At 69.0% G+C, this 24496-nt stretch carries 23 protein-coding genes and 1 pseudogene; 13 read left to right on the top strand and 11 right to left on the bottom strand.

Features of this window, described 5'->3' with window-relative positions; translation table 11 throughout:
- The first annotated feature begins 549 nt into the window (after positions 1-549).
- Complete coding sequence (locus J2728_RS05245) at positions 550-942, top strand: DoxX family protein (RefSeq protein WP_309997214.1); 393 nt, start codon at positions 550-552, stop codon at positions 940-942.
- Positions 943-966: 24 nt separating this feature from the next.
- Here J2728_RS05245 and J2728_RS05240 read toward each other — a convergent pair whose 3' ends face one another.
- Both J2728_RS05240 and J2728_RS05235 read right to left on the bottom strand, forming a co-directional pair.
- Positions 967-1065 (bottom strand): hypothetical protein, encoded by a 99-nt coding sequence (locus J2728_RS05240; protein ID WP_309997213.1) that lies wholly within the window; start codon positions 1063-1065, stop codon positions 967-969.
- A gap of 174 nt (positions 1066-1239) precedes the next feature.
- A pseudogene (locus J2728_RS05235) lies at positions 1240-1338 on the bottom strand (hypothetical protein); the annotation flags it as partial.
- Positions 1339-1689: 351 nt separating this feature from the next.
- Here J2728_RS05235 and J2728_RS05230 point away from each other — a divergent pair.
- The 5 genes from J2728_RS05230 (at position 1690) to J2728_RS05210 (ending at position 7143) form a co-directional block, all read left to right on the top strand.
- The gene (locus tag J2728_RS05230; RefSeq protein WP_309997212.1) at positions 1690-2628 is read left to right on the top strand and encodes a hypothetical protein; all 939 of its coding nucleotides are present in this window, start codon (positions 1690-1692) and stop codon (positions 2626-2628) included.
- A 353-nt stretch (positions 2629-2981) separates the two neighbouring features.
- Positions 2982-4466 carry a histidine--tRNA ligase gene (hisS, locus tag J2728_RS05225; RefSeq protein WP_309997210.1) on the top strand — a complete coding sequence of 495 codons (1485 nt, stop codon included), beginning with the start codon at positions 2982-2984 and terminating at the stop codon, positions 4464-4466.
- Between the two features lies 1 nt (position 4467).
- The gene (locus J2728_RS05220) at positions 4468-5604 is read left to right on the top strand and encodes an ATP phosphoribosyltransferase regulatory subunit (RefSeq protein WP_309997208.1); all 1137 of its coding nucleotides are present in this window, start codon (positions 4468-4470) and stop codon (positions 5602-5604) included.
- Positions 5601-6560 carry an ATP phosphoribosyltransferase gene (gene hisG / locus J2728_RS05215; protein WP_309997206.1) on the top strand — a complete coding sequence of 320 codons (960 nt, stop codon included), beginning with the start codon at positions 5601-5603 and terminating at the stop codon, positions 6558-6560. Before J2728_RS05220 ends, hisG begins: the two co-directional genes overlap by 4 nt.
- A 427-nt stretch (positions 6561-6987) precedes the next feature.
- On the top strand, positions 6988-7143 hold the full coding sequence (locus J2728_RS05210; protein WP_309997204.1) for a hypothetical protein: 156 nt from the start codon (positions 6988-6990) through the stop codon (positions 7141-7143).
- Positions 7144-7314: 171 nt separating this feature from the next.
- Here the strand turns inward: J2728_RS05210 and J2728_RS05205 are convergent, their stop codons facing one another.
- Complete coding sequence (locus J2728_RS05205; RefSeq protein ID WP_309997202.1) at positions 7315-8214, bottom strand: LysR substrate-binding domain-containing protein; 900 nt, start codon at positions 8212-8214, stop codon at positions 7315-7317.
- 96 nt (positions 8215-8310) lie between these two features.
- Between J2728_RS05205 and J2728_RS05200 the strand changes: the two genes are divergently transcribed.
- Together J2728_RS05200 and J2728_RS05195 are read left to right on the top strand one after the other, a co-directional pair.
- Entirely contained in the window at positions 8311-8520 is a 210-nt protein-coding gene (locus tag J2728_RS05200; protein WP_309997200.1) for a hypothetical protein, read from the top strand.
- Positions 8517-9680 (top strand): MFS transporter, encoded by a 1164-nt coding sequence (locus tag J2728_RS05195; RefSeq protein ID WP_309997199.1) that lies wholly within the window; start codon positions 8517-8519, stop codon positions 9678-9680. The genes J2728_RS05200 and J2728_RS05195 overlap by 4 nt, the downstream gene beginning before the upstream one ends.
- Positions 9681-9721: 41 nt before the next feature.
- On the opposite strand, the gene J2728_RS05190 is transcribed toward J2728_RS05195, so the two are convergent.
- The 6 genes from J2728_RS05190 to J2728_RS05165 form a co-directional block, all read right to left on the bottom strand.
- Entirely contained in the window at positions 9722-11098 is a 1377-nt protein-coding gene (locus J2728_RS05190; RefSeq protein ID WP_309997197.1) for an efflux transporter outer membrane subunit, read from the bottom strand.
- Complete coding sequence (locus J2728_RS05185; RefSeq protein WP_309997195.1) at positions 11098-12216, bottom strand: HlyD family secretion protein; 1119 nt, start codon at positions 12214-12216, stop codon at positions 11098-11100. Before J2728_RS05185 ends, J2728_RS05190 begins: the two co-directional genes overlap by 1 nt.
- A complete protein-coding gene (locus J2728_RS05180; protein ID WP_309997193.1) occupies positions 12213-13889 on the bottom strand; it encodes an MFS transporter in 1677 nt (558 codons plus the stop codon). Before J2728_RS05180 ends, J2728_RS05185 begins: the two co-directional genes overlap by 4 nt.
- Before the next feature lie 178 nt (positions 13890-14067).
- The gene (locus tag J2728_RS05175; protein ID WP_309997192.1) at positions 14068-16185 is read right to left on the bottom strand and encodes a M13 family metallopeptidase; all 2118 of its coding nucleotides are present in this window, start codon (positions 16183-16185) and stop codon (positions 14068-14070) included.
- Positions 16186-16509: 324 nt separating this feature from the next.
- Positions 16510-16962, bottom strand: coding sequence for a MaoC family dehydratase (locus tag J2728_RS05170; protein ID WP_309997190.1), 453 nt, complete (start codon positions 16960-16962; stop codon positions 16510-16512).
- 83 nt (positions 16963-17045) lie between these two features.
- Positions 17046-17468, bottom strand: a complete 423-nt coding sequence (locus J2728_RS05165; protein ID WP_309997188.1) for an Rrf2 family transcriptional regulator — start codon at positions 17466-17468, stop codon at positions 17046-17048.
- Positions 17469-17567: 99 nt separating this feature from the next.
- Between J2728_RS05165 and J2728_RS05160 the strand changes: the two genes are divergently transcribed.
- Together J2728_RS05160 and J2728_RS05155 are read left to right on the top strand one after the other, a co-directional pair.
- Positions 17568-18491, top strand: a complete 924-nt coding sequence (locus J2728_RS05160; protein ID WP_309997186.1) for an NAD(P)/FAD-dependent oxidoreductase — start codon at positions 17568-17570, stop codon at positions 18489-18491.
- Positions 18488-19156 carry a class I SAM-dependent methyltransferase gene (locus J2728_RS05155; RefSeq protein WP_309997184.1) on the top strand — a complete coding sequence of 223 codons (669 nt, stop codon included), beginning with the start codon at positions 18488-18490 and terminating at the stop codon, positions 19154-19156. The genes J2728_RS05160 and J2728_RS05155 overlap by 4 nt, the downstream gene beginning before the upstream one ends.
- Before the next feature lie 48 nt (positions 19157-19204).
- Here the strand turns inward: J2728_RS05155 and ybaL are convergent, their stop codons facing one another.
- On the bottom strand, positions 19205-20878 hold the full coding sequence (gene ybaL, locus J2728_RS05150; RefSeq protein ID WP_309997182.1) for a YbaL family putative K(+) efflux transporter: 1674 nt from the start codon (positions 20876-20878) through the stop codon (positions 19205-19207).
- A gap of 71 nt (positions 20879-20949) precedes the next feature.
- Between ybaL and J2728_RS05145 the strand changes: the two genes are divergently transcribed.
- Complete coding sequence (locus J2728_RS05145) at positions 20950-21198, top strand: helix-turn-helix domain-containing protein (RefSeq protein WP_309997179.1); 249 nt, start codon at positions 20950-20952, stop codon at positions 21196-21198.
- Positions 21199-21222: 24 nt separating this feature from the next.
- Complete coding sequence (locus J2728_RS05140; protein ID WP_309997177.1) at positions 21223-23019, top strand: cation:proton antiporter domain-containing protein; 1797 nt, start codon at positions 21223-21225, stop codon at positions 23017-23019.
- Positions 23020-23073: 54 nt separating this feature from the next.
- Here J2728_RS05140 and J2728_RS05135 read toward each other — a convergent pair whose 3' ends face one another.
- Positions 23074-23484, bottom strand: coding sequence for a MerR family DNA-binding protein (locus J2728_RS05135; RefSeq protein WP_309997175.1), 411 nt, complete (start codon positions 23482-23484; stop codon positions 23074-23076).
- Between the two features lie 71 nt (positions 23485-23555).
- Here J2728_RS05135 and J2728_RS05130 point away from each other — a divergent pair, with 71 nt between their 5' ends.
- On the top strand, positions 23556-24389 hold the full coding sequence (locus tag J2728_RS05130) for a class I SAM-dependent methyltransferase (RefSeq protein ID WP_309997173.1): 834 nt from the start codon (positions 23556-23558) through the stop codon (positions 24387-24389).
- Positions 24390-24496: the final 107 nt, after the last annotated feature.

Raw genomic sequence — 24496 nt, 5'->3', positions numbered from 1 at the left:
CGCGCGGGCGATTTCAGCCCGCGCCTGGCGCGATCATCCCGTCGTCGCGAGCATGGCCCCCGGCCCGACCGCCGGAAGGAGCCGCCCCGTCCGGAGCTGTCGCCCTTCCGCCGGCCCGCCGGGCCCCGCGACGCCGAGCCGGACCGCATCCCGCTCGACCACCCCCGCCGCCCGTTCGGTCGCCAGCTGGACGGCCTCCCCCGCGACGGGGCGAGAACCAGTATGGGCGCCGGTTTGGGGAGGGAGGACAGATTGAGCTGTAAAAGTGAGAAGTCGTTGATTTCGTGGGATTCGATTCCGGATACGCGGCTGCGTATAGGGCTCTATTTCTCCTCCCCCTCTGGGGGAGGGGGACCGCCGAACGGCGGTGGAGGGGCCAGCCGAGCAAGCGACGTCGCCGCCGACCACAGGATGTAACCCCGCCGCGCGAGGCCCCCTCCACCCGCGTTCGCGGGTCCCCCTCCCCCGATGGGGGAGGAGAGATTCTCATATGACCTGTCGGCCCGCGCGCCCGTCATCCGTCCTTGCCCGAACGGAGGGACCACACGCATGCGCGAGAAGATCACGACCTGGGCCGGGTGGATGCTGTCGGGGGCGTTCGCCCTGTTCATCGCCGGCGCCTCGGTCGCGCCGAAGCTGCTGCATCACCCGGCGGCGACGCGGACCCTGGAAAAGCTGGGCTGGGACCCGCGCCATACCCTGACGATCGGGATCATCGAGGCCACGTGCCTGGTGCTCTACCTGATCCCGCCCACGCGCCTCTTGGGCGCGGTGCTGTTCACGGGCCTGCTGGGCGGCGCCATGGCCACCCAGATCCGCGCCGAGAGCCCGCTGTTCAGCCACGTGCTGTTCAGCGTCTATCTGGGTCTGTTCCTGTGGGGCGGCCTGTGGCTGCGCGACCCGGCCCTGAGGGCGCTGTTCCCGGTGCGGCTGGGGAAGTAGGGGCGTTGTCGGAATCCCTCTCCTTCAGGGAGAGGGAGGGGCCCGCCGCGCGGCGGTGGGAGGGTGAGGGGTTACGGGGGCTGACGCCGTGCCGGCCCGCCGTCGGACGCCGTACCCCCTCACCCCAACCCTCTCCCCATGGGAGAGGGAGCGTGGCGGCGCTCAGTCCCCCCGACCGCCCCAGGTCGGGCCAAGCCTTACATCTCTTGGAGGCTGCAGCGTGCTGGACGGGCCGGGTTGGTCAAAGGCATGCCCTCGGGCCGGCGAAGCCGGTCCCGGGGGACGGCGCTGCGCGCCGCCGCTCTGCGGCCGCCCTCCGGGCGGTCCTTGAGCAACCCGGCCCGCCCAGCGATCGTCTCGCCGTGAGATGTAAGAAGATGGCTGCCAATACCAGATTAATGCGAAGTGGCTAGCTTGTTCTACTCTGGGTGACGTCTTACTCATGCCGTTACTATGATCATCCGCTCCGCTCTGACTTGCAGCACCTGTGACCACCATCACGTCGTACGCATTGGGATGGGGCACGAAACGCGCCATGTTCACAAGTTCCCATGCCGCAACTGTGGCGAGGACATTGAGGTCGCTCTGGAGGTGGACTTTGAGCGGATTGGAACGCGTACAGTCCCCGTTGCAAATTGCGAACTGTCTGAGAATGTCTGGGGATCTGAGATCGTAAACCTCGATCCCAATTTTATTATACGCCCAGAACACCAGGGGCGGGATCAAGTCTTCCCACGTATGTCGCAAATGCACGCTCTCGCGAAAAAGGCGGAAGAGATGGGGGGGGCGTTTCAGCCAGTGTCCCTTGACGATCCCAGATTAAGGCAGCGCCCCTACAGGCGGCCAGATTATTTTGCAGAATGGACTGAGCTTAAGCGGGCATGGACGCTTCGGCGGCGAGGGCAGGATGTGTTCTCGCGAAATATTATTCGGAAAGCGACGGAGACTTTTTATCCAGATCAACCACTTCAAGGGTTGGCAGACTGGCTTTACAGGCTTGCGTCTCAGATTATGGGCCGAGCTGGTATGGAGTCGTTTCGTTTTGCTGCGGCACGTATCGATGAAGCTACTCGCAAGCCCGAATTTTCAGCGCTTGTGGCTCACTATAATTCGCAAATGGCTACCAAGAGGGGGCGTAAGTACCTATCGATAGTATCAGAATATTTTGACTCATATTCCGAATTTTCTCAAGTGCAGTTCTTGATGGCTGGCGGGGTGCTTCCCGATGCTCACTTCCGTGTTACGTCAACTGATTTCAACAAGACAAAGATGTTCTATGGCAACGGATTTGAAATACTGGCTGATCAAATAGATTTTATTGCTCTCGTGAACAATGTCCTATCGGGTAGAAAATTCGATAGATTTTCCGAGCTTAGTCTAAAAAGATATTACGAGATTGATAAGTCTGGTCGAGCGAATTGCTTCGTGGCGGATGTTGCTCTTGCGACTTTTACGGCGGAGTTCGACAATCAAATTCGTAACGCGTCCCATCACGGTGGAATGGAATTCGATGCGTTTAGCCAGACAATTTCATATCGAGCGGGAAAGGGAGGTACGGGACCAGAGCAGCAGATGACCTACACTGCTTATCTGACAAAGTGCGTGGAGGTGTTTTCACAAGTGTTGCGCCTTTTGATGATCGAACTCGTCCTAACTCAGCAGGTTGGCTTGGATGAGCCCCTCTAATCAGGTGGGGGCTCCAGAGGGCGAGTAGCTGACTTAGGCTTGGAATCCCTCCTCCCCCTTCCCCTCACCGCCTCCATCCGCTACACCGCCCCCGCAATGACCCGCACGCCGCACCATCACGGCCACCACCACCATCCGACCTCGCCTCGCGGGATCGGCCGGGTCCGCTCGCTCTAAAGCAAGCCCCCAGCCTGAGCCCCGCGGAGCGCGTCCCGCGAAGGTGGCCTCCGGCTTCGCGGTCAAGACGCGCTCCTAAGTAAAAAACAGCCGACGCCCTTCCGCAGGAAGGGCTAGGCGGATGGGGCTTGGCTCAAGCGCCATCCGTCGAAGCCTAGAAGACCTTAGGACCGACGATGACCACCGACTCCGAAACCAACACCGACTTCCGCCCCGAGGCGCGCAGCCCGCGCGGCTTCGCCGACAAGCGCGCGCGCGACCTGCGGGCCGAGCGGGCGATCCTGGAGGCGGTGTCGGCGGTCTATGAGCGCTACGGCTTCGAGGCGCTCGACACCGGGGCGTTCGAATACGCCGACGCCCTGGGCAAGTTCCTGCCCGACAGCGACCGGCCCAACGAGGGCGTCTTCGCGCTGCAGGACGACGACGAGCAGTGGATGGCGCTGCGCTACGACCTGACCGCGCCGCTGGCCCGCTTCGCCGCCCAGAACTGGGAGACCCTGCCCAAGCCGTTCCGCCGCTACGCCTTCGGGCCGGTGTGGCGCAACGAGAAGCCGGGGCCGGGGCGCTTCCGCCAGTTCATCCAGTGCGACGCCGACACGGTGGGCTCGGCCCGTCCGGAGGCCGACGCCGAGATCATCGCCATGGCCGTCGAGGGGCTGGAGGCCGCAGGCCTGCCGCGCGGCGCGGCGGTGCTGAAGATCAACAATCGCAAGCTGCTGAACGGCCTCTTGACCGCCGCGGGCGCCGACAGCGCCGGCCAGAAGCTGGCCGTGCTGCGCGCGGTCGACAAGCTGGACCGCCTGGGCGTCGACGGCGTCCGGCTGCTGCTGGGCGAGGGCCGCCTGGACGAGAGCGGCGACTTCACCAAGGGCGCGGGCCTCAAAGGGCAGGCGGTCGACCAGGTGCTGGACTTCGTCCAGGCCGGCTCCTCGGGCGGTCGTTCGGCGACGCTGGACAACATCGCCAAGGTGATCGGCGGCTCGGCCGAGGGCGACGAGGGCCTCCTGGAGCTTTCGCGGATCGACGCGGCCCTGACCAGCCTGGGCATCGCCGACGACCAGGCGTTCATCGATCCGTCGATCGTCCGGGGGCTGGAATACTACACCGGCGCGGTGTTCGAGGCCGAGCTCTTGCTCTCCACCACCGACGAGAAGGGGAACAAGGTGACCTTCGGCTCGATCGGCGGCGGCGGGCGTTATGACGACCTGGTGGCGCGGTTCACCGGCAATGTGACGCCGGCGACGGGCTTCTCGTTCGGGGTGTCGCGCCTGGCGGCGGCGCTGCGGGCGGCCGGGCGCGAGCCGGGCGGGGCGGCGCGGGGGCCGGTGGTGGTCATCGCCTTCGACGACGCGCACATGCCGGAGTATTTCTCCGTAGTCGGAGAATTGCGCGCGGCGGGCATTCCGGCCGAGGTCTATCTGGGGACCTCGGGCATGCGGCCGCAGATGAAGTACGCCGACCGGCGCCTGTCGCCCGCGGCCATCATGCTGGGCGGCGACGAGATCGCGGCCGGCACGGTGACGATCAAGGACCTCGATCTGGGCCGCGAGCTGGCCTCGGGCGTCGCCGACAACGCCGCCTGGAAGGCCGAGCGTCCCGGCCAGCAGACCATTCCGCGCGGCCAGTTGGTCGACGCCGTTCGCAAGATCATCGGGGGCTAAGGTGAGGCTCGAGCGTTCCATTCCGGCGGAGGCGCTCGACGCCATCCGCGCTCCGCTTCTGGCCGCCGGCGCCGCGCCGGCCGACGCGCCGGTGATGCAGCCCCTGGGCCTGCTGCTGGACCTGGCCGGCGAGGCCATGCGCTCGCGGCTGTTCGTGGTCTCCGGCGACGGCGGCGAGGAGGCGGCCCTGCGCCCCGACTTCACCGTCGCGGTGGCGCGGCAGCACTTCGCGGGCGGCGCGTCGGCGGGCCGCTACCGCTACGAGGGCAAGGCCTTCCGCGTCGCCCCGCGCGGCAGCGACCGCGCCGAGGAGTTCCTGCAGATCGGCATCGAGGCCTTCGAGGCCGGAGACCCGGTCGCCGCCGACGCCGAGATGGCGGCCCTGGCCTGGGCGGCCTCGGCCGCCGGCGGGCGCGGGGATCTCTCGCTGATCCTCGGCGATGTCTCGCTGTTCGCCGCTTTCGTCGACAGCCTGGATCTCGCCGCGCCCCTGGCGGCCCGCCTCAAGCGCGCCTTCGCCAAGCCGCGCCAGCTGAAGGCTGAGCTGGACGGCGACGTCGCCGCCTCGTCCGACGACGACAAGAGCCGCATCGCCGCCCTGCTGGCCGGCCTAACCGAGGCCGAGGCCTCCGCCGTGCTGCAGGAGTTGTGGTCCCTGGCTGGCATCGAGCCCGTCGGCGGCCGCCGCCCGGCCGAGATCGCCCGCCGCCTCGTGGAGAAGGCCGAGACCGCCAAGGCCGGTCGTCTCGACGCGGAGCAAGCCGCTAAGGTCCGCGCCTTCCTGGCCGTCTCGGATCGTCCGGACGCGGCGCTGGACGCCATTGCGTCCCTGGCGGGTCCCAATGACGGGAGCTTGAAGACCGCCGTCGGCGGCTGGCGCGCGCGTCTTTCCGGCATGGCCGCTGGCGGCGTGCCGCTGGAGCGCGCGACCCTGGCCGCCGCCTTCGGCCGCGCCTTCGGCTATTACGACGGCTATCTGTTCGAGGTCCGCTCGGCGGGCCTGGGCGATGAGCGGCCGATCGCCGCCGGCGGTCGCTATGACGGGCTGCCGGGGCGCCTGGGCGTCTCCACCACCAACACCGGCGCGGTCGGCTTCATGGTCCGTCCCGCGCGCGCCTATGCGGGAGGCGGCGAATGAGCAGTTCACCGATGATCTTCGCCATCCCGTCCAAGGGCCGCCTGAAGGACCAGGTCGAGGCCTGGCTGGCCGAATGCGGCTTCAAGCTGGAGATGACCGGCGGCGCGCGCGGCTATTCGGCCGAGCTGTCGGGCCTGCCTGGCGTCTCGGTGCGCCTGCTGTCGGCCGGCGACATCGCCGCGGGCCTCGATAGCGGCGACCTGCACCTGGGCGTGACCGGCGAGGATCTGCTGCGCGAGCGCGGCGACGACATGGACAGCCGGGTCATGCTGCTGCGGGCCCTGGGCTTTGGCCGCGCCGACCTGGTGGTGACCGCGCCCAAGAGCTGGCTCGACGTCGACACCATGGCCGACGTCGACGAGGTCGGGCACGCGCATCTGGCCCGCACCGGCCGCCGCCTGCGCGTGGCGACCAAGTACGTGACCCAGACCCGCGCCTTCTTCGCCCGCCACGGCGTCGCCGACTACCGGATCGTCGAGAGCAGCGGCGCCACCGAGGGGGCGCCCGCCGCCGGCGCGGCCGAGTTGGTCGTCGACATCACCACCACCGGCGCGACCCTGGCCGCCAACGGCCTGAAGATCCTGTCCGATGGCGTGATCCTGAAGAGCCAGGCCCAGCTGACCGCCTCGCTGCTGGCCGGCTGGAACGGCGAGCAGCTGGACGCCCTGCGCCGCCTGCTGTCGGTGGTCGAGGCCAAGGGCCGGGCGGGCAAGCTCGCCACCCTGGTCTGGCCGGCCGAGCAGGACCGCGCGGCCCAGGACGCGGTGGCCGGCTTCGTCGCCAGGGGCGGCTCGCGCCGGGCCAACGGCGCCCTCTTGGCGACCGCTGACCTGTTCGACGCCGCCGCCGCCCTGGCCGAGGCCGGGGTCGAGCCGGTGACCGTGTCGCGTCCGGACTATGTGTTCGAGTCGCGCTCGGCGGTGCTGGACCGTTTCGTGGGGGCGCTCGAAAGGTAAGTTTTGACTTAAATGTCAAAAATACCGTCGGAATCCGAGGGTAAAACCGACTTTTCAGTCCAAACTACGCCAACGGCGTCAAAAATTCGTCCAAACCGTTGCGGAAAACGGCTTTGACGCGTTGACAGCGTCACGAATTTGACGTTTCTACACACTGCAAGGACGAAACGAGCCCAACAGAGAGCTCCCGTTCTTCGGCGTTTCGGGGAGGAAACGCCCGCCTAGATCGAATGATCGAGAAGATAGCCAGCCCGTCGCGATTATCCCCCGCGACGGGTTTGGTGTATCTGGGCTCCCGTTTCTATTTTTTACATCTTCGTCAAAAATCACCTTCGCGATCCGGCGGTGCTGCGTCGTCGGGCCGCGGCGCGCGCGGAAGAATCTCGGGCCATCCTGTCTCGCGTTTGGGAGACTTCGGGAGATGGCCATGGACGAGTTCATTCGCCGTAAGAATATCGAACTGTTCCGCGCCAAGCTGAAGCGCGAGCGTGATCCCGAACTACGCGCGATGCTCGAAGAGCTCCTCAAGGAATACGAGGCCCTGCCACTGGGCGGCGGCGGCTGCTCCCCGATCGCGGCCTAGCGGGCCCGGGACTATATCGCCTATCCGAGCGCGACGACGGGGCTAGGCGGACCTAGGCGGGCAATGAATGGGCGCGCGCGGCCCCCCTCTGCATGGGCGCCGATTCCAGACGTTCGGATCGCGACCGCGAGCCGTTAGCCGGCGGTTCCTTCGCCAGCCGTCGGACGTGCGTCAGCGAAGGCGACTGGCGATATAGTCGACAAAGACTCGCACGCGCGCCGGCATGTTCGTCCCGCCGACGAAGACGGCGTGTATCTGCTCGACGTCGCCGGGATTGAAGGCGTCCAGAACAGGCACCAGCCGACCGGCGGCCAAGTCATCGGCGACGCTGAAGTTACCGACGCGGGTGATCCCGACCCCCGCGATCGCCAGCTGGGCGAGGGTCTCGCCGTTGTTGGCCTCGATGCTGCCATTGACCGTCAGGGCATAGTCGCGCCCGTCCTTGCGGAACGGCCAGATGGGCTCCGCGCGGCGGAAATTGAAATTGAGGCAGTTGTGGTCGTGCAGATCCTCGGGAACCCGTGGCGTCCCGTGCCGGGCCAGATAGTCGGGCGACGCCACGATGGTGCGCCCGGTCTCGCCGATGCGTCGCGCGGTCAGCGGACTGTCGGGCAGGATGCCGAACCGAATGGCCACATCCGCCTGCCCGCCGGCGACATCGGCGATGGCGTCCGTCAAGCTGATGTCGACGAGGATGTGGGGATATAGCTGGGCGAACTGGCCCAGCAGCGGCACGATGCACAGGCGACCGTGCGACAAGGCCGCGCTCACCCGCAGGCGTCCGCGCGGCGCGCCCTGGTCGGCGATCTGCCGCTCGGTGTCGTCGAGGTCGGCCAAGATGCGGCGCGCCGCTCCAAGGTAGGTTTGTCCCTCGGCCGTCAAGGTCAGCACCCGCGTGGTGCGCAGGATCAGCCGAACGCCTAGCCGAGCCTCGATCCGATAGATCGTTCGGCTGACCGCCGAGGGGCTCAGGCCCAGCCTTCGACCCGCCGCCGAAAAGCTGCCGCTCTGAATGGCGGCGACGAAGACCTCCAGCTCGCGAGCCCTGTCTGTCGAGCCGATCGATTGCATCTTTGCGTCCAGATCAAAAGTCTTTGGCCCTTGGCCGGGCTAACATCGCATCCGCTTCCTGTCCATCTGTGCGCCAGCATCGCAATGGAGCGCGCCATGGATTATCGCCAACTCGGGTCGTCAGGATCGCGGGTCCCAATTCTCAGCTTCGGTACGGGCGCGGCGGGCTGGAGCCTGATGGCTGACCAGGTCGCTCGGCTCGACGCCGCCAGCGCCGCGACCCCGCCCTATCCGCGCAGCCCCGATTACCGCCAGGACGGGTTCGCCCGTCTGGATCCACCGCTCGTCCGAGACACCGCGACATGAAACCGAACCTTCCTATCCTGGCCCTGGCCGTCGGCGCCTTCGGCATCGGCGTCACCGAGTTCGCCCCCATGGGCATGCTGCCCGTCATCGCTGGAGACCTGGGTGTCTCCATCCCGGTCGCGGGGCTGTTGATCAGCGCCTACGCCTTTGGCGTCATGCTGGGCGCGCCCCTGATGACCCTGACCACCGGCCGCGTGCCCAAGCGGACCTTGTTGATTGGACTGATGGCGATTTTCACCGTCGGCAATGTGCTGGCGGCGGTCTCGACCAGCTACGGGATGCTGCTCGCGGCCCGGCTGATCACCTCGCTGAACCACGGCGCCTTCTTCGGCGTGGGAGCGATCGTCGCGGCGGATCTCGCGCCAGAGAACAAGCGCGCCGGCGCGGTGGCGACCATGTTCATGGGCCTGACCATCGCCAATGTCGTCGGCGTGCCGTTGGCGACCTGGGCGGGAGATCAGATCGGCTGGCGCGTGTCCTTCTGGGGCATAGCGGGATTGGGCATACTGGCCATGATCGCGCTACGCCTGACCTTGCCGAAAGTCGCCGCGCCGGCGAGCGGGAACGCCCTGGCCGAGCTGAAGGTGCTGGGGCGCGGGCCCGTGCTGGCGGCCCTGGCCCTGACGGTGATCGGCTCCAGCGCCATGTTCACGGTCTTCACCTACATCACGCCGATCCTGCAGCGGGAAACCCATGCCTCGATCGGCTTCGTCACCGCCATGTTGGTGACCTATGGCGTGGGGCTGACGGTGGGGAACTGGCTGGGCGGGAAGTTCGCCGACCGATCGGTGGAAGGGACCCTGATCGCGACCCTGGCGTCGCTGACCGCCCTGCTGGTCGCTCTTGCCTTCGCCATGCCCTTCGCCGGCGCCACCGCGGTGCTGATCTTCCTGTGGGGGGTAGCCAGCTTCGCCCTCGTGCCGCCGCTGCAGATGCGGGTCATGGCGGCCGCGTCCGGCGCCCCGAACCTCGCCTCGGCGGTGAACATCGGCGCTTTCAACCTGGGCAATGCGATCGGCGCGGCGCTAGGTGGCGGCGTGATCGGCGCCGGGCTCGGGTTTCCAGCGGTGGCGCTGGCCGGCGCGGCCGCCTCGGCCACGGGGCTAGGCCTCCTGGCCTTGCTGCGCCAGCCAGCGCCGCTTCAAGTCAGGCCGTCCTAGGGGCCGCCGATGGCGGGGATCGGCCGCCGAGACGTCGGGCCCTAGCGCGCCGTCTCGGTCCAGCCCCCGCCGAGGGCCTGGTACAGCGCCACGGCGTTCTGAAGCCGCGCCTCGCGCACCTGCGACAGCGCCAGATCGGTCGCCAGCAGGCCGCGCTGGGCGTCCAGCTCCTCCAGATAGGCGACATAGCCGGCCTGATAGCGCTTGCGGGCGTGATCCAGGGCCGAGGCCGCAGCGGCGCGCTGGCGCATGGCGGCGGCCTCTTGCTCGGCCAGGCGGCCGGTCCCCTCGAGCGCGCTCTCGACCTCGCTGAAGGCGGTCAGCACGGCCTTGCGATAGGCGAAGGCGGCCTGGTCGCGGCGGGCGGCGGCGGCGTCGGACTGGGCCCGCAGGCGGCCCCCGTCGAAGATCGGGGCCAGGACGCTGGCCCCCAGGCTCCAGACCGTCACCGGATCCAGATGCTCGACGAACAGCTCGCCGCCGGCCGCCGACAGTCGCACCTGCGGCAGGAAGGCCGCGCGGGCCGAGGTCAGGCTGGCGTCGGCCGCGACCAGCGTGGCCTCGGCCTGGGCGATGTCCGGACGCCGGTTCAGCAGTGTCGAGGGCAGGGGCGCGCCGGCTTGCGGAATGACGAGGGCGCTTAGCGTCCCGCGCGGGATGGCTTGGGACGTCTGGCCGACCAGCAGGGCCAGGGCGGCCTCCTGGCGACGGATCGCCAGCTCCAGGGCCGGAACGCGCTGGGCTGCGGCCTCCAGTTCACCCTCGGCCTGGCGAAGCTCGAGATCGGAGGTCACGCCCTCGCGAGCGCGGCGGCGCGCGCGAACGGTGGCTTCCTGGCGCGAGACCAGGGTGCCGCGGGCGGTGGCCAGTTGGGCGTCAAGCGACAGCAGCGCCACATAGGACCGCGCCACGGCGGCCGAGACGGACAGGCGGGCGGCGTCGCGGGCGTCGCGGCTGGCCTGAAGGCTGGCGCGGGCTGCGGCGTTGGCGGCGCGCACACGGCCCCACAGATCGACCTCGTAGGCGACCTGGAGCTGGGGCTGCTCGGCCAGGGTGGTGCTCGGTTGGCCAAAGGCGTTGAGCTTGCGCTCCTTCTGGACGCCAGCCGACAGATTGACCGACGGCAGCAGGGCGGCGCTGGCCAGAAGGCTCTGGGCCTCGGCTTCGCGCACCCGCGCCTCGGCCGCGCCGAGGTCGGCGTTGTAGGCCAGGGCGGCGGCGACCAGGTCCGACAGGCGCGGATCGCCGAACGCCTTCCACCAGTCGGCGGCGGCGACGTCCTCCGACGACGGCGCCGAGGCGCGCCAGGTCGCCGGCGGCGTGACCGCGGCCGAGGGCGGCGGCGCGGTCCTGGGGCCGGGCGTGGCGCAGGCGGCCAGGGCGCTCAAGCCCACCAAGCCGATCAGGGCGCGGCGCATCAGCGGCGACCCTCGCCGGCGGTGTCGACCTCGGCCTGCACCGACATGCCGGGACGCAGACGGGCCAGGTCCGGCTGGCCCGCGTCGAGCACGATCCGCACCGGCAGGCGCTGGGCGATCTTGGTGAAGTTGCCCGTGGCGTTCTGGGGCGGAAGGATGCTGAACTCCGAGCCCGTGGCGGGCGAGACCTGCTCGACCTTGCCCGTGAAGCGCTGGTCGCCCAGGGCGTCGACCGTGACGCTGGCCGGCTGACCCGGACGCATGCGGCCCGCTTGGCGTTCCTTGAAGTTGGCGATCACCCAGCGCCGCGGCGGCACCAGCGAGACGAGCTGGGTGCCGGCGGTGACCCACTGGCCGTGGCGCACGCCGACCTGGCCCAGCTGGCCGTCGGCGGGCGCGGCCACGATCGTGTTGGAAAGATCGATCTCGGCCAGGCGCAGGGCGGCCTTGGCGGCGGCCACGGCGGCGCGCAGGCCCTCGCGGGAGACGCCGACCGAGCGGATGTCCTGACGGGCGATCTCGCGGCCGGCGCGGGCCGAGACCAGCGTGGCCTCGGCGGCGCGCAGGGCGGCGCGGGCCTGATCGCGCTCGCGCAGGGACACAGAGCCGTCCGTCGCCAGTTCGGCGACGCGGGCCATGTCGGCGCGGGCCCGCTCGACCTGGGCCTGGGCCGAGCCGATGTCGGCCTCGCGGCTCTTCAGGGCCGCTTCGCGCGAGGCTTGCGCCTGGGTCGAATTGGCGAGGTCGGCCTCGCGCGCCGCCAGCGTGGCGCGGGCCTGATCGACGCGCTGGGCGTAGATGCGCTGGTCGATCGTGAACAGCGCTTGGCCCTTGCGCACGGTCTGGAAGTCGTGGGCCGAGACCTGGACGACATAGCCGCTGAGCTGGGGCGCCACGACCGTGACCTGTCCGCGCACATAGGCGTTGTCGGTCCGCTGCGTCGAACCGCCGAACGGCGGCAGCTTCCACAGGAACAGGATCAACAGGATCACCGCCAGGGTGACGGCGCCCGTGACCAGAATCCCATAGGCGCTGGGCGGCTTGGGCCGGGCCGGCGGCGGCGCGGCGGCGGCGGCGCGGTCTTCCGGCTGGGGCGCGGATTGGGGCGCGTCGGTCATGCGGTCTCTCGGGCTGGAACGTTGGCGGGCGGCGACGCGCTGGCCTGGGCCTTCATACGCAAGGCCAAACGGACGAACAGGAAGCCGGCGTAGAAGAATTGAACCAGGGCCACGACGCCCACCACCAGGAAGACGTCATTGAAGGCCAGGACGGTGGCCTGCTGCGTCACTTGCTGGGTCAAGAGCACGCTGGCGTCGGCGGCGCGCAGGGCCGGGTCGGCCTGGGTCGAGGCGTAGACCCCGCCATAGGCCTGCAAGGTCGCCGCCACGGTCGGGTCGGCGCCGGTCAGGCGCTCGGCCAGGCCCACGGCGTGTTGCTGCGTCCGGACGGTCTGCAGCGTGCCCAGCATGGCCGCGCCGAACAGGCCGCCTAGGTTCTGGGCGACGCCGAACATCACCGAGAAGGTGATGATCGAGCCCAGGCCCCGGGTCAGCAGCTGGCCGATGCCGAACATGAACGACGGGCCCAGGAACATGGCCGCGGCGAAGGCCAGCAGGGCCTGACTGAAGAAGAGCTCGCCGGGGCCGGTCTGGGGCGTCGACTGGGCGTCCAGAAAGGCGGCGACGGCGATCAGCAGGATCGAGCCCAGGAACTGCGCGGGCAGGGTCTTCTGGGTCAGGGTGGCGGCGCTGATCACGACGCCGGCGGCCGTGGCGGCCAGGACGATGGCGTAAAGCAGCCTCTGCTGCTCCTGAGCGAAGCCCAGGGCCTGCATCAGGCCGCCGGCGCCGACGGTCTGCTCCGACAGGATGACGCGCACCAGGGCGACGTTCAGGCAGAAGCGCAGGAAGGTCCCGGTGGCGACCCAGCGGGTGTCGATCAGCGGGTGCGCCCGGCGGTGCTCGACCAGGCCGCCCGCCGCCAGCAGGACGACGGCGGCGATCAGGCACCAGCCCAGCCACGGCGCCTCGAACCACCAGACGATGCGGCCCAGGCCCAGAACGGCGACGATCAGGCCGAGGCCCCCGCCCAGCAGGGCGAAGGTCAGGGCGTCGACGCCTTCGAACACGTGGATACGCATGCCCTGGGGCAGGCGGAACAGCCAGACGGCGGCCAGGCACAGGGCCGCGAGGCTGGCCTCCAGCGCGTAGAGCCCATGCCAGTAGCCGGCGTCCAGCAGGCTGGTCGAGATCACCCGGGCCAGCGGCGAGCCCAGCTGCGAGACGCCGACGCCCAGCACCAGGGCGCCGATCCGGAACGAGGCGGGAAAGGCCTGCAGCATGTAGAACATGGCCAGCGCCGTCAGGGCCGCCGCGCCGACGCCGCTGATGGCTCGCAGGACCAGGGCCATGGCGAAGTTGTCGAGCGCGAGGTGGGCGAAAGCGGCCACCGTGTAGAGGCCGAGGAACACCAGGGCGAACCGGCGGATGCCGAACTGCTGGCGGTACTTCACCAGCAGCAGGTTCATCGAGATGTTGGTCATGATGTAGATCGTGGTCAGCCACGCGCCTTGCGTGGGCGTCAGGCCCAGCGACCCTTGGATGGCCGGCAGATTGACCTGGATCAGGGCCTGGCCCAGCGAGCCCGTGACCCCGATCAGCAGGCTGATCAGACCGTGGATGATCCGGAACTGGACCGGGAAGTGCGGCGTCGATGGCGAGCCGGGCAGGAAGGGGCGCTCGTGCGGAAGCCAGTCCGGCGTCTGTCCGATCTGTTGGCCGTGCTGCGGCATGGAGCCTCGACTGTGTGCCGGGTCTTTTAACGCGCGAGGCGTGCGCGGCAAGGCTTAGCCCGAACATGATTTGTCGACCAGCCGACCCGGCCAAGACGGGTGACGCCGCTGGACAGCGCGCATGAAAAAGGCCGCCGGTTTCCCGGCGGCCTTCCCGTTCAGAGGTGAAGCCTGGCGATTACCAGATCTTCACGCGCTCTTCCGGCGGGATGTAGAGCTTGTCGCCGGGCTTGACGTCGTAGGCCGAGTACCAGCCGGGCTGGTTCCGGATCGTGCCGTTGACGCGGTAGTAGCCCGGCGAGTGCGGATCGCTGGCGATCTGCTGCTTCAGGGCGTCGTCGCGCGACTTGCCGCGCCACACCTGGGCCCAGCCCAGATAGATGCGCTGGTCGCCGGTGAAGCCGTCCAGCACCGGGGCAGGCTTGCCCTTCAGCGACAGGTGGTAGGCCTCCAGCCCCAGGGTCAGGCCGGCCATGTCGCCGATGTTCTCGCCCATGGTCAGCTTGCCGTTGACGTGCATCCCCGGGAAGGGCTCGAACGCCGAGTACTGGGCGCCCAGCTTGTCGGCCTGGGCGTTGAACTTGGCGGCGTCTTCCGCCGTCCACCAGTCGCGCAGCACGCCGTCGCCGTCGGACTTGCGGCCCTGATCGTCGAAGCCGTGGCCGATCTCGTGGCCGATCACGCCGCCGATGCCGCCGTAGTTGATGGCCGGGTCGGCGTCCGGGTGGAAGAACGGCGCCTGCAGGATGGCGGCCGGGAACACGATCTCGTTGTTGACCGAGTTGTAGTAGGCGTTGACCGTCTGCGGGGTCATGCCCCACTCGGTCTTGTCGACCGGCTGGTTCAGGCGTTCGACGTCGTGGCGGTAGTCCCACGCGCCGGCGCGGATCATGTTGCCGTAGGCGTCGCCTTCCTTGATCTCCAGCTTGGAGTAGTCACGCCACTTGTCGGGATAGCCGATCTTGACGGTGAACTTGGCCAGCTTGTCCTGGGCCTTGACCTTGGTCTCCGGACCCATCCAGTCGAGGTTGTCGATGCGGGTCTTCAGGGCCGAGCGGACATTGGCCACCAGGTCCAGCATCTTGGCCTTCGACTCCGGCGGGAAGTAGGCGGCGACGTACTCCTTGCCGACCGCCTCGCCCAGCATGCCGTTGACCTGGCTCACCGCGCGCTTCCAGCGCGGACGCTGCTCGGGTTGGCCGGCCAGGGTCTTGTTGCGGAACTCGAACTGGGCGTCGGCGAAGCGCTTGGACAGCATCGGGGACGCGCCGTCGGTCACCTTGAACGCCTGCCAGGCCTTCAGGGTCTCCAGCGGAGTCTCGGCATAGATCTTGGCGTACTTGGGGAACGAGGTGTTGGTCGTGACGATGAAGCGGTCGACCTTCGGCAGCTCCGTGCCCACCAGGTAGCGGTTCCAGTCGTAGCCCGGCGTCATCGCCTGCAGCTCGGCCAGGGTGGCGGGGTTATAGGTCTTGTCGCGGTTGCGCCGTTCGACGCGGGTCCACGAGGCCTCGGCCAGCTTGGTCTCGAAGTCGACGACGGCCTTGGCGTTCTCGGCGGGCTTTTCCCAGCCGGCCAGGGTCAGCATCTTCTCGACATAGACCAGATAGGCGGCCTTCTTGTCGGCGAACTTGGCGTCCAGATAGTAGTCGCGGTCGGGCAGGCTGGTGCCGCCGGTGCCGGCGTAGACGGCGTAGCGCAGCGGGTTCTTGGCGTCGACGCCGACGCCCACGCTGATCAGGTCCGCGTAGGGCGTGGTCGAGCTCTTGCCCATCAGCGCCGTGAACTCGTCCTTGGTCTTAACCGTCTTGACGCCGTCCAGCCAGGGCTGGATCGGCTTGGCGTCCAGCTTCTCGATCGCCGCCTCGTCCATGAAGGCGCGGTAGGCGGCGCCGATCTTGGCCTTCTCGCCGGTCGCGGCCTTGTCGGCGGCGGCGGCCTCGATGATCGCGCGGGTGCGGGCCTCGGAGAGCTCGGCCAGCTTGTCGAAATTGCCGTAGCGGACGCGGTCCGACGGGATCACCGTCTTGGCGTCCCAGGTTCCGTTGGCGAACTTGTAGAAGTCGTCGCCGGGCTTGGCGGTGGTGTCCATGCCCGAGATGTCGAAGCCCCAGGTCCCATAGCGCGGGGATTCCAGCGACGTCGTGTCGCCGGCGGCGCCCGCGACACCCGCGGGCAGCAGGGACTGCGTCACGCAGGCGTCGTCGATACAGGCGTGCTGCTCGTGAGCTCGCGCCCCGAAAGCCGACAGGGACAGGGCCGCGAGGGCCGCCGCGCCGAACAAAACTCTTTTCATGGAAATCGCGTCCGTTGGAGTGAGCCAGAGCGTGGCAGCCGAAAGTGTGAGCGGTTTTGGCGGCCGCCACGCTCTAAATTGAGGAGGCCGAGCCTGTTCTCCGTTTTCCGATTTTCATCGGAAAACGGACAGGCTCTGGCGGCAATCTGCAACGGAGCGAAATATTTGCTCCCTTAAAAAAAGTTCATGTTGGGAGACGGACGGCCGTCGCTCGGATAGGCGGCGTCCGTCGCGCTCGCGCGCGGAAGCGCCGCGCCAAGGGCTTCTGGCGTTCGTCGTCACGGAAACTTTTGCCCCTGGGCCAAGCCCAATCCGGGGAGAGCGTCAGGCCTTGGCGGGACGGCGGCGGCGGGGGACGCGCACGATCGCCTCGCCATCCATGATCAGGTCCTCGCCGACCAGGGCCTCGCAGCGCAGGGTGACGCGCGCGCTGACCTCGTCGATCGCGGCGACGGTGGCGCGAGCGGTGACGACGTCGCCGATCCGCACGGGGCGATGGAAGGCCAGGGTCTGGGACAGATAGATCGAGCCCGCGCCCGGCAGGATCGTTCCGACCACGGCCGAACCGAACGAGGCGGACAACAGGCCATGGGCGATCCGGCCGCGATAGGCGGTCTTGGCCGCGTAGGCCTCGTCGATATGGACGGGGTTGAAGTCGTCCGACGCCTCGGCGAACAGGCCGATGCGCTCCTCGGTGACGGTCACGCGCTTCTCGGCCGTCATGCCGACCGACAGTTCTTCGAGGATGTAGCCGCCCGAGGCGTGTGGCTGGATCATGACGCCGCGTTAGCGGGCGCGGCGCGCGGTGGCTAGCGAAAAACGGCGTGGAGGCGGCGAGCCATGCCGGCCGCCGCTCCCACTCAGCCGGCGGGCAGGGCGATGTCGCGCGACAGGGCGCCAAGGGTCACCTCGCCAAAACGCGCGAGCAGACGGCGCTCGGCCTCGGCCATGGCGTCCTTCAGCGCTTCGTTGACGGCCTGTTCGATCAGGCACTTGGGATTGTCGTCGGCGAGACCGATGGCCAGCAGCTTGGGGCTGCCCAGCGCCTCGTGAATGTCGCGCAGGCTGACCGTGTCGAGCGGCCGGGCCAGCGCCCAACCGCCTCCGTGACCCTTGATGGAGGTCAGGTAGCCCGCCGCCCGCAGGCAGCCCATGGTCCGCCGCACCACGACCGGGTTCGTGTCGAGCATCCTGGCGATGACCTCGGAGGTCACGGGCCCGCCGATACGATCCATGTGGATCAGGACGTGCAGCATGCGGGACAGGCGGGTGTCTGAGGGCATGGCCCGATCCTAGCGCGAATTTGCTCGTAACAATATAAGTTGCATGTTTGGATCCGCCCTCTATGTTTCACGCAACATTAAAAGTTGCGAGTGTGAGCCATGGATCGATACGATGTCGTCGTGGTCGGCGGCGGTTTCGCCGGCCTTTCCGCGGCGATGCAGCTGGCCCGCGCCCAGCGCGGCGTGCTGCTCGTGGACGCGGGCCGCCCGAGAAACCGCTTCGCGGCGGCCTCCCACGGCTTCCTGGGGCAGGATGGGGTCGCGCCGGCGGAGATCATGCGCCAGGGGCTCGACCAGCTGACGCGATACCCGACCGTCGCGGTTCTCCAGGCCGAGGCCCTCTCCGCCTCGGTCGACGAGGACGGGTTCGCCCTGGCCCTGTCGGAGGGCTCGCGGGTCGGGGGCCGCAAGCTCATCCTGGCCACCGGGGTGCGGGATACGCTGCCGCTGCCTTCGATGATCGACCGTTGGGGCGTGAGCGTGCTGCATTGCCCGTACTGCCACGGTTACGAGGCGCGGGGCCGCCGCCTCGCCGTCATCGCCAACGCTGCGGGCGCGGCGCACCAAGCGATGATCCTGCCCGACTGGGGGCCCACGACCTTCTATACGCAGGGGGTGTTCGAACCGACCGCCGAGGAAGCGGCGTTGCTCGGCGCGCGGGGCGTGGAGATCGAACGCGCGCCGGTCGTCGAGCTGGTCGGAGAGGGGACTGACATTCGCGGTCTGGTCTTGGCCGACGGGCGCGAGGTCCCCGCCGAGGTGGTTTTCACCGCGCCGCGCACGCGAATGGCCAGCCCGCTGGCCGAGCAACTGGGCTGCGCTTTCGCGGACGGCATGACCGGCCCCTACATCGAGGTCGATCCGACGCGGCAGACCAGCGTGCCGGGGGTGTTCGCCGCCGGCGACGCGGCGACCGAGATGTATAACGCCACGCTGGCCTCGGCCGCAGGCGTCATGGCCGGCGTGGCCGCGCACCGGGCCTTGGTCATGGACGCGGCGCGCGGCGGGCTGGATCGACGATGAACGGCTTCGACGACGCGGCGGCGGTCGCGCGCTATGCCGAAACCCCGCCGCGCCTTGTGCCGGGTTTTGGCGACCTGCATCGCATGACGCGGCTGCTCATGGCGGAATCCGCCCCGGCGGATGGGCGCGTCCTCGTGGTCGGCGCCGGCGGGGGACTGGAGCTGCGGGCGTTCGCCGAGGCGCAACCTGGCTGGCGCTTCGTCGGCGTCGATCCATCCGCCGAGATGCTGAAGCTGGCGACCCATACGCTGGGGCCATTCGCGGACCGGGCGGACCTGCGCGAAGGCTACGTCGTCTCGGCGCCGCCAGGCCCCTTCGATGCGGCGTGCTGCCTTCTGACCTTGCATTTCGTCCCGCTCGAGGACCGGCTTTCCACCCTGACCGAGATCCGACGCAGGCTGAAGCCCGGGGCGCGGTTCGTGGTCGCGCATCACAGCGCGCCGGACGGGCCCGAGCGGGACCTGTGGTTCGACCGCTTCGGCGCGTTCGCGGCGAGCAATGGCGTGGCTTTCGATCCCCTGACCGGAGGCGCGCGCGTTATCGGCGAGCGTTTGCCGATCCTGTCCCCCGAGGCGGAGATCGATAGTCTGCGCGCCGCCGGTTTCAGCGATCCGCGGCTGTTCTACGCCGCCCTGACCTTTCGTGGTTGGGTCGCGCGCGCCTGAGGCTTCCATCCGCCGCGAAGCGGACCTTTCGGGCGCTCGTTCCCCGCCTCAGTGCCCGCCCGCCGTCGCCGGCGCCAGCTTGCGCGGGGCGCGCGAGAGCATGCCGCGGGCGATTTCGTCCTCGCCGATCAGGGCGTGGGAGGCGCCCATCTGCTTGAGCAGGGCGACGTCGGCGTCGGTATAGGCGCGGGCGACGATCAGGGCCTTGGGGTTGGCGGCGCGGGCCTGCTCGATGATCCGCGCGGCCTCGAACGGGTTGGGCACGGCGACGAACAGGTGGGTGGCCTTGTCGAGCCCCGCCTCGAGCAGCACCTCGGGCTTGACCGCGTTGCCGCCGACCGTCTCGAAGCCGGCGCGGCGCAGGTCCTCGGCGCGCTCGACGTCGTCCTCGATCACGACCAGCGGCGTGCGGCCCTTCAGGCCCTCGGCCACGACCTTGCCGACCCGGCCGTAGCCGACCAGCACCGCGTGCGGCTGGGCGGCGGCCGAGACGGGCGGCGGCTCGCCGCGCGCCTTGGCTTCCTTGGCGATCATCTTGGGCAGGATCCGGTCGAGGATCGCGAACAGCAGCGGGTTGACCAGGATCGACAGGATCGCCCCGGCCAGCACCAGGTCGCGGCCGTCGTCGGGCAGCAGCTTCAGCGAGACGCCCAGGCCCGCCAGGATGAACGAGAACTCGCCGATCTGGGCCAGGCTAGCCGAGATGGTCAGGGCCGTGCTCATCGGCCGCTTGAAGGCGCGGACGATGATCAGGGCGGCGATCGACTTGCCCACGACGATGATCAGCAGGGTCGCCAGCACCGCCAGCGGCTCGCGCAGCAGCACGCTGGGATCGAACAGCATGCCGATCGAGACGAAGAACAGCACCGCGAAGGCGTCGCGCAGCGGCAGGGTGTCGTTGGCGGCCTGCTGGGAGAGCTCGCTCTCGGCCATGATCATGCCGGCGAAGAAGGCGCCCAGGGCGAACGAGACGCCAAACAGCGTCGCCGAGCCGAACGCCACGCCGAGCGCGATGGCCAGCACCGCCAGGCGAAACAGCTCGCGCGAGCCCGTGTGGACGATGCGATGCAGGATCCACGGGATCACCCGCCGGCCGACGATCAGCATGAAGGCCACGAACGCCACGACCTTGCCGATCGTCAGGGCGAAGGCGCCGAGCACCCCGCCGCCCGCGGCCGTCGAGGCCGGCGCCTCGCCGCCCAGCACGCCCGATAGCGCCGGCAGCAGCACCAGGGCCAGCACCATGGCCAGGTCCTCGACGATCAGCCAGCCGACCGCGATCTTGCCTCGGCCGGTCTCGATCAGCCGCCGCTCCTGCAGGGCGCGCAGCAACACCACGGTCGAGGCCACCGACAGGGCCAGGCCGAACACGATCCCCGCGCCAACGCCCCAACCCATCGCCAACGCCAGGCCCAGACCCATCACCGTCGCGGCGGTGATCTGCACGACCGCGCCCGGAATGGCGATCTTGCGCACCGCCATCAGGTCCTTCAGCGAGAAGTGCAGGCCGACCCCGAACATCAAGAGGATCACGCCGATCTCGGCCAGCTGCGGCGCCAGCTCCTGGTCGGCGACATAGCCGGGCGTGAACGGCCCGACGACCACGCCGGCCAGCAGATAGCCGACCAGAACCGGCAGCTTGAGCCGGTTGGCGATGGCGCCGAAGACGAAGGCTAGGCCTAGGCCCGCGACGATGGTGGCGATCAGCGAGGTATGGTGCAAAGGTCCTCCTTGACGGTCATCTCTTTCGGGCGTACTCAACCAATATGGGTGAAGATGCCCGAGGCCGCTAGATGCCGCACGCAAAAATTCTCCTTCCAGCGCAATGCCGGGCCGCCCGAGGCCTGATCAACTGGTCCCAGGGAGAACTCGCCGATCGGGCGGGCGTTTCGCGCAGCACGGTCAAGGACTTCGAGACCGAGCGCCACACCCTGCACCATAGCACCGAAAGGCTGCTGATCGACGCGATCGAGGCGGCGGGCGTGATCCTGATCATGGCGGACGAAGCCGGACCGGGTGTTCGCTTCAAGAGATCGTTCTAGGACCGGAGTGTAAGGGGAGGGCGCGTGGAGCACGGGGTTTCAGCGGAGAGCTATAAGGACCTGGTCCTGTTCCTGGCGACCGCCGGCATCGTCGCGCCGATCTTCAAGCGCCTGAAGATCAATCCCATTCTCGGCTACCTGCTGGCCGGCGTGATCTTGGGTCCGTTCGGCCTGGGTCGCTTCATCCAAGCCGCCCCCTGGCTGGACTACGTCACCGTCGACAACCCCGCCGAAATCGCCCAGCTGGCCGAGTTTGGCGTCGTGTTCCTGCTGTTCATGATCGGGCTGGAGCTGTCGTGGGAGCGGCTGCGGCTGATGCGCAAGCTGGTCTTCGGCCTGGGCGCGGCGCAGGTCCTTGGCTGTTCGCTGGTGCTGGCCGGCGGCGCCATGTTGCTGGGTCAGCCGCCCGCGGCCGCCCTCGCGATCGGCGCGGCGCTCACCCTGTCCTCCACCGCCATCGCCGTGCCCGTGCTGGCCGAGCGGCGGCGGCTGCATTCGGACGCCGGACGCGCCACCTTCTCGGTCCTGCTGTTCCAGGACCTGGCGGTCGCCCCCATCCTGATCACCCTGGCCATCGTCGGGCGCGGCCACGGCGAGTTCCGGGCCGCCGACCTTCTGTCGCTCGCGCCCGCCGCCCTGGGTCTGTGCGTGATCGTCCTCGTCGGCCGCGTGGCGCTGCGGCCCATGCTGAAGTCGGTCGCCAAGGCCAAGAGCGAAGAGATGTTCATGGCCGCGTGCCTGCTGGTCATCATCGGCGCGGGCCTGGTCAGCCAGATGTCGGGCCTGTCGATGGCGCTGGGCGCGTTCGTCGCCGGCATCCTGCTGGCCGAGACCGAGTATCGTCACGAGGTCGAGGTCAAGATCGAGCCGTTCAAGGGTCTGCTGCTCAGCCTGTTCTTCGTGTCGCTGGGCATCCGCCTCGACCTGTCGCTGCTGGTGGTCAAGCCCGTGGTGATCCTGGGGACGGTCGCGGGCCTGCTCGTGGTCAAGGCGGTCGTGGTGTTCGGCATTGGTCTGCTGATGGGCCTGGGGCGCAAGGCCGCGACCGAGGCGGCGCTGATCCTGGCGGCCGGCGGCGAGTTCGCCTTCGTGCTGCTCGATAACGCCATGGGCGCGCGGGTCGTCTCGCCGGCGATCGGCCAGGCGGTGCTGGTCTCGGCGACCCTGACCATGTTCCTGATCCCCGGTCTCGCCGCCCTGGGCCAGCGACTGGGACGCAAGGGCGCGCCGGCGCCCGTGAGCGAAGCGCCCGGCGCGGCCGCCGGGCCGGATCGCCTGGGGCCGGAGCCGACGGGGCAGGTGCTGGTGATCGGCTATGGCCGGGTCGGCAAGCTCGTCGGGGACATGCTGGCGCGTCACGACCTGCCCTGGATCGCGGTCGATCGCGACGCCCGTCTGGTCGAGCAAGGCCGCCGCGAAGGGCGGCGCGTCTACTATGGTGACGCCGCCCGCGTTGAGCTTTTGGAGCGCTGCGGCCTGGCCACGGCCCGGGCGGTCGTCGTCACCATGGACGCGCCCGAGGCGGCCGAGGCGGTGGTCGCCGCCGCGCGCGGCGCGCGTCCCGAGCTCTCCATCGTCGCCCGCGCCCGCGACGCGCGCCACGCCGCGCGGCTCTACGAATTGGGCGCCACCGACGCCGTGCCCGAGACGATCGAGGCCTCTCTGCAGCTTTCAGAAGCCGTTCTGGTCGACATCGGCGTGCCTATGGGCCTTGTGATCGCCTCGATCCACGAGCGCCGCGACGAATATCGCAAGAAACTCAATCGCCCCGACGCCTTGGGCGGCAAGCGACGGCGCTTGCGCGACGCGTCGCTGCGTTAGGCGCCTAACGTCCTCCCGATCCAACGAGCGTTTCGCGCGTGTCGGAAAAGGGGTCTAGACGGGTTCGGCCCGCCGCCGCCGCCGGTGGTGGCCCGCCGCCTTCACGATGCGTCGAAAGCGCGGGCAATCCGTCAGGATCGGGACCTTGCAATCGGCGGCGTGGCGCAGGCCCTCTCGCATGCGGGTCAGCTGTTCGATCCGCCGGTCCAACTGGGCGATCTGGGCGCGTAGGCGGGCGCGGTCGATATCGGGACCGTCGAGCAGGTCGGCGATCTCGTCCAGCGTGAAGCCGCAGGCGCGGCCCAAGGCGATCAACGACAGGCGCTCGGCCGTCTCCGGGGCGAACAGGCGCTTGAGGCCGCGTCGGCCGGTCGAGACGATCAGGCCCTTCTCCTCGTAGAACCGTAGGGCCGAGGCCTTGACGCCCGATCGTTGGGACAACTCGGAAATGTCGATGTCGAACACCGCTTGACCTCAAGTGCGCTTGAACATGCAGGATCGTCGGGCCGGATGGTTCTGGCAATGAGGAGACGAGAATGAACGCGAGCGCCGATCGGGACATGGCGGCCTATTGGGACCGCGCGGGCCAGGTGTGGGTCGAGCATCAGGCGCTGCTGGACCGGCTGATGGCTCCAATCGCCGAGGCGGTGGTCGAGGCCGCGGGGCTGGTGAACGGCGAGTCGGTGCTGGACGTCGGCTGCGGCGCGGGCGCGACCACCTTCGCGGCCGCCTGGCGGGTCGGGCCGACGGGCCGCGCGGTGGGCGTCGACATCTCCGGCGCCTTGGTCGAGCTGGCCCGCCGCCGGGCCGGCGAGGATGGGATCGAGGGCGTCGAGTTCCTGCTCGCGGACGCCCAGGTCCATGGGTTCGCCCCCGCGTTCGACGCCGTCGTCTCGCGGTTCGGCGTCATGTTCTTCCCCGATCCCGTCGCCGCCTTCGCCAATCTGCGCCGCGCCTTGACGCCGGGCGGTCGGCTGGTCTTCGCCGCCTGGCGCGCCCCGGAGGAGAACCCTCTGTCCCTGATCCCCCTGCGCGCCGCCGCGCCATTTCTGCCGGAACCGCCTCGTTTCGAGAAGGACGCGCCGGGCCGCTTCGCGTTCGCCGATCCCGAGCGTGTCCAGAGGATCCTGTCCTCCAGCGGTTGGCGTGACGTGACGATCACGCCGCTGGATGTCGCCAGCCCGCTATCGTTCGACGAGCTGATGACCATGAGCCTGAGGGTCGGACCGTTGAACCCGATCCTCAAATCGGCGGATGAGGTTTCGCGCCGTAAGGTCAAGTCCGCCGTCGAGGAGGCTCTGGCGCCGTTCGCGCCGAATGGCGCGGCGGTCATGGGGTCCGCATGCTGGCTCGTGACGGCGAAGGCCTAGGAGATCGTGGCCAGGGTTGTTGGCGTGTCCTGAGCCGGTCTCTGGCGAGAACCGCGAAAAGGGCGCGGTTTTTTGGCGACATTCGGCGAATGCTTGGCCATTTCCTG

It is taken from the genome of Caulobacter segnis (assembly GCF_031454995.1).
GTDB lineage: Bacteria > Pseudomonadota > Alphaproteobacteria > Caulobacterales > Caulobacteraceae > Caulobacter > Caulobacter segnis_E.
The sequence above is the reverse complement of the archived record's forward strand: the minus strand, read 5'-3'. Positions and strand labels throughout refer to the sequence as shown.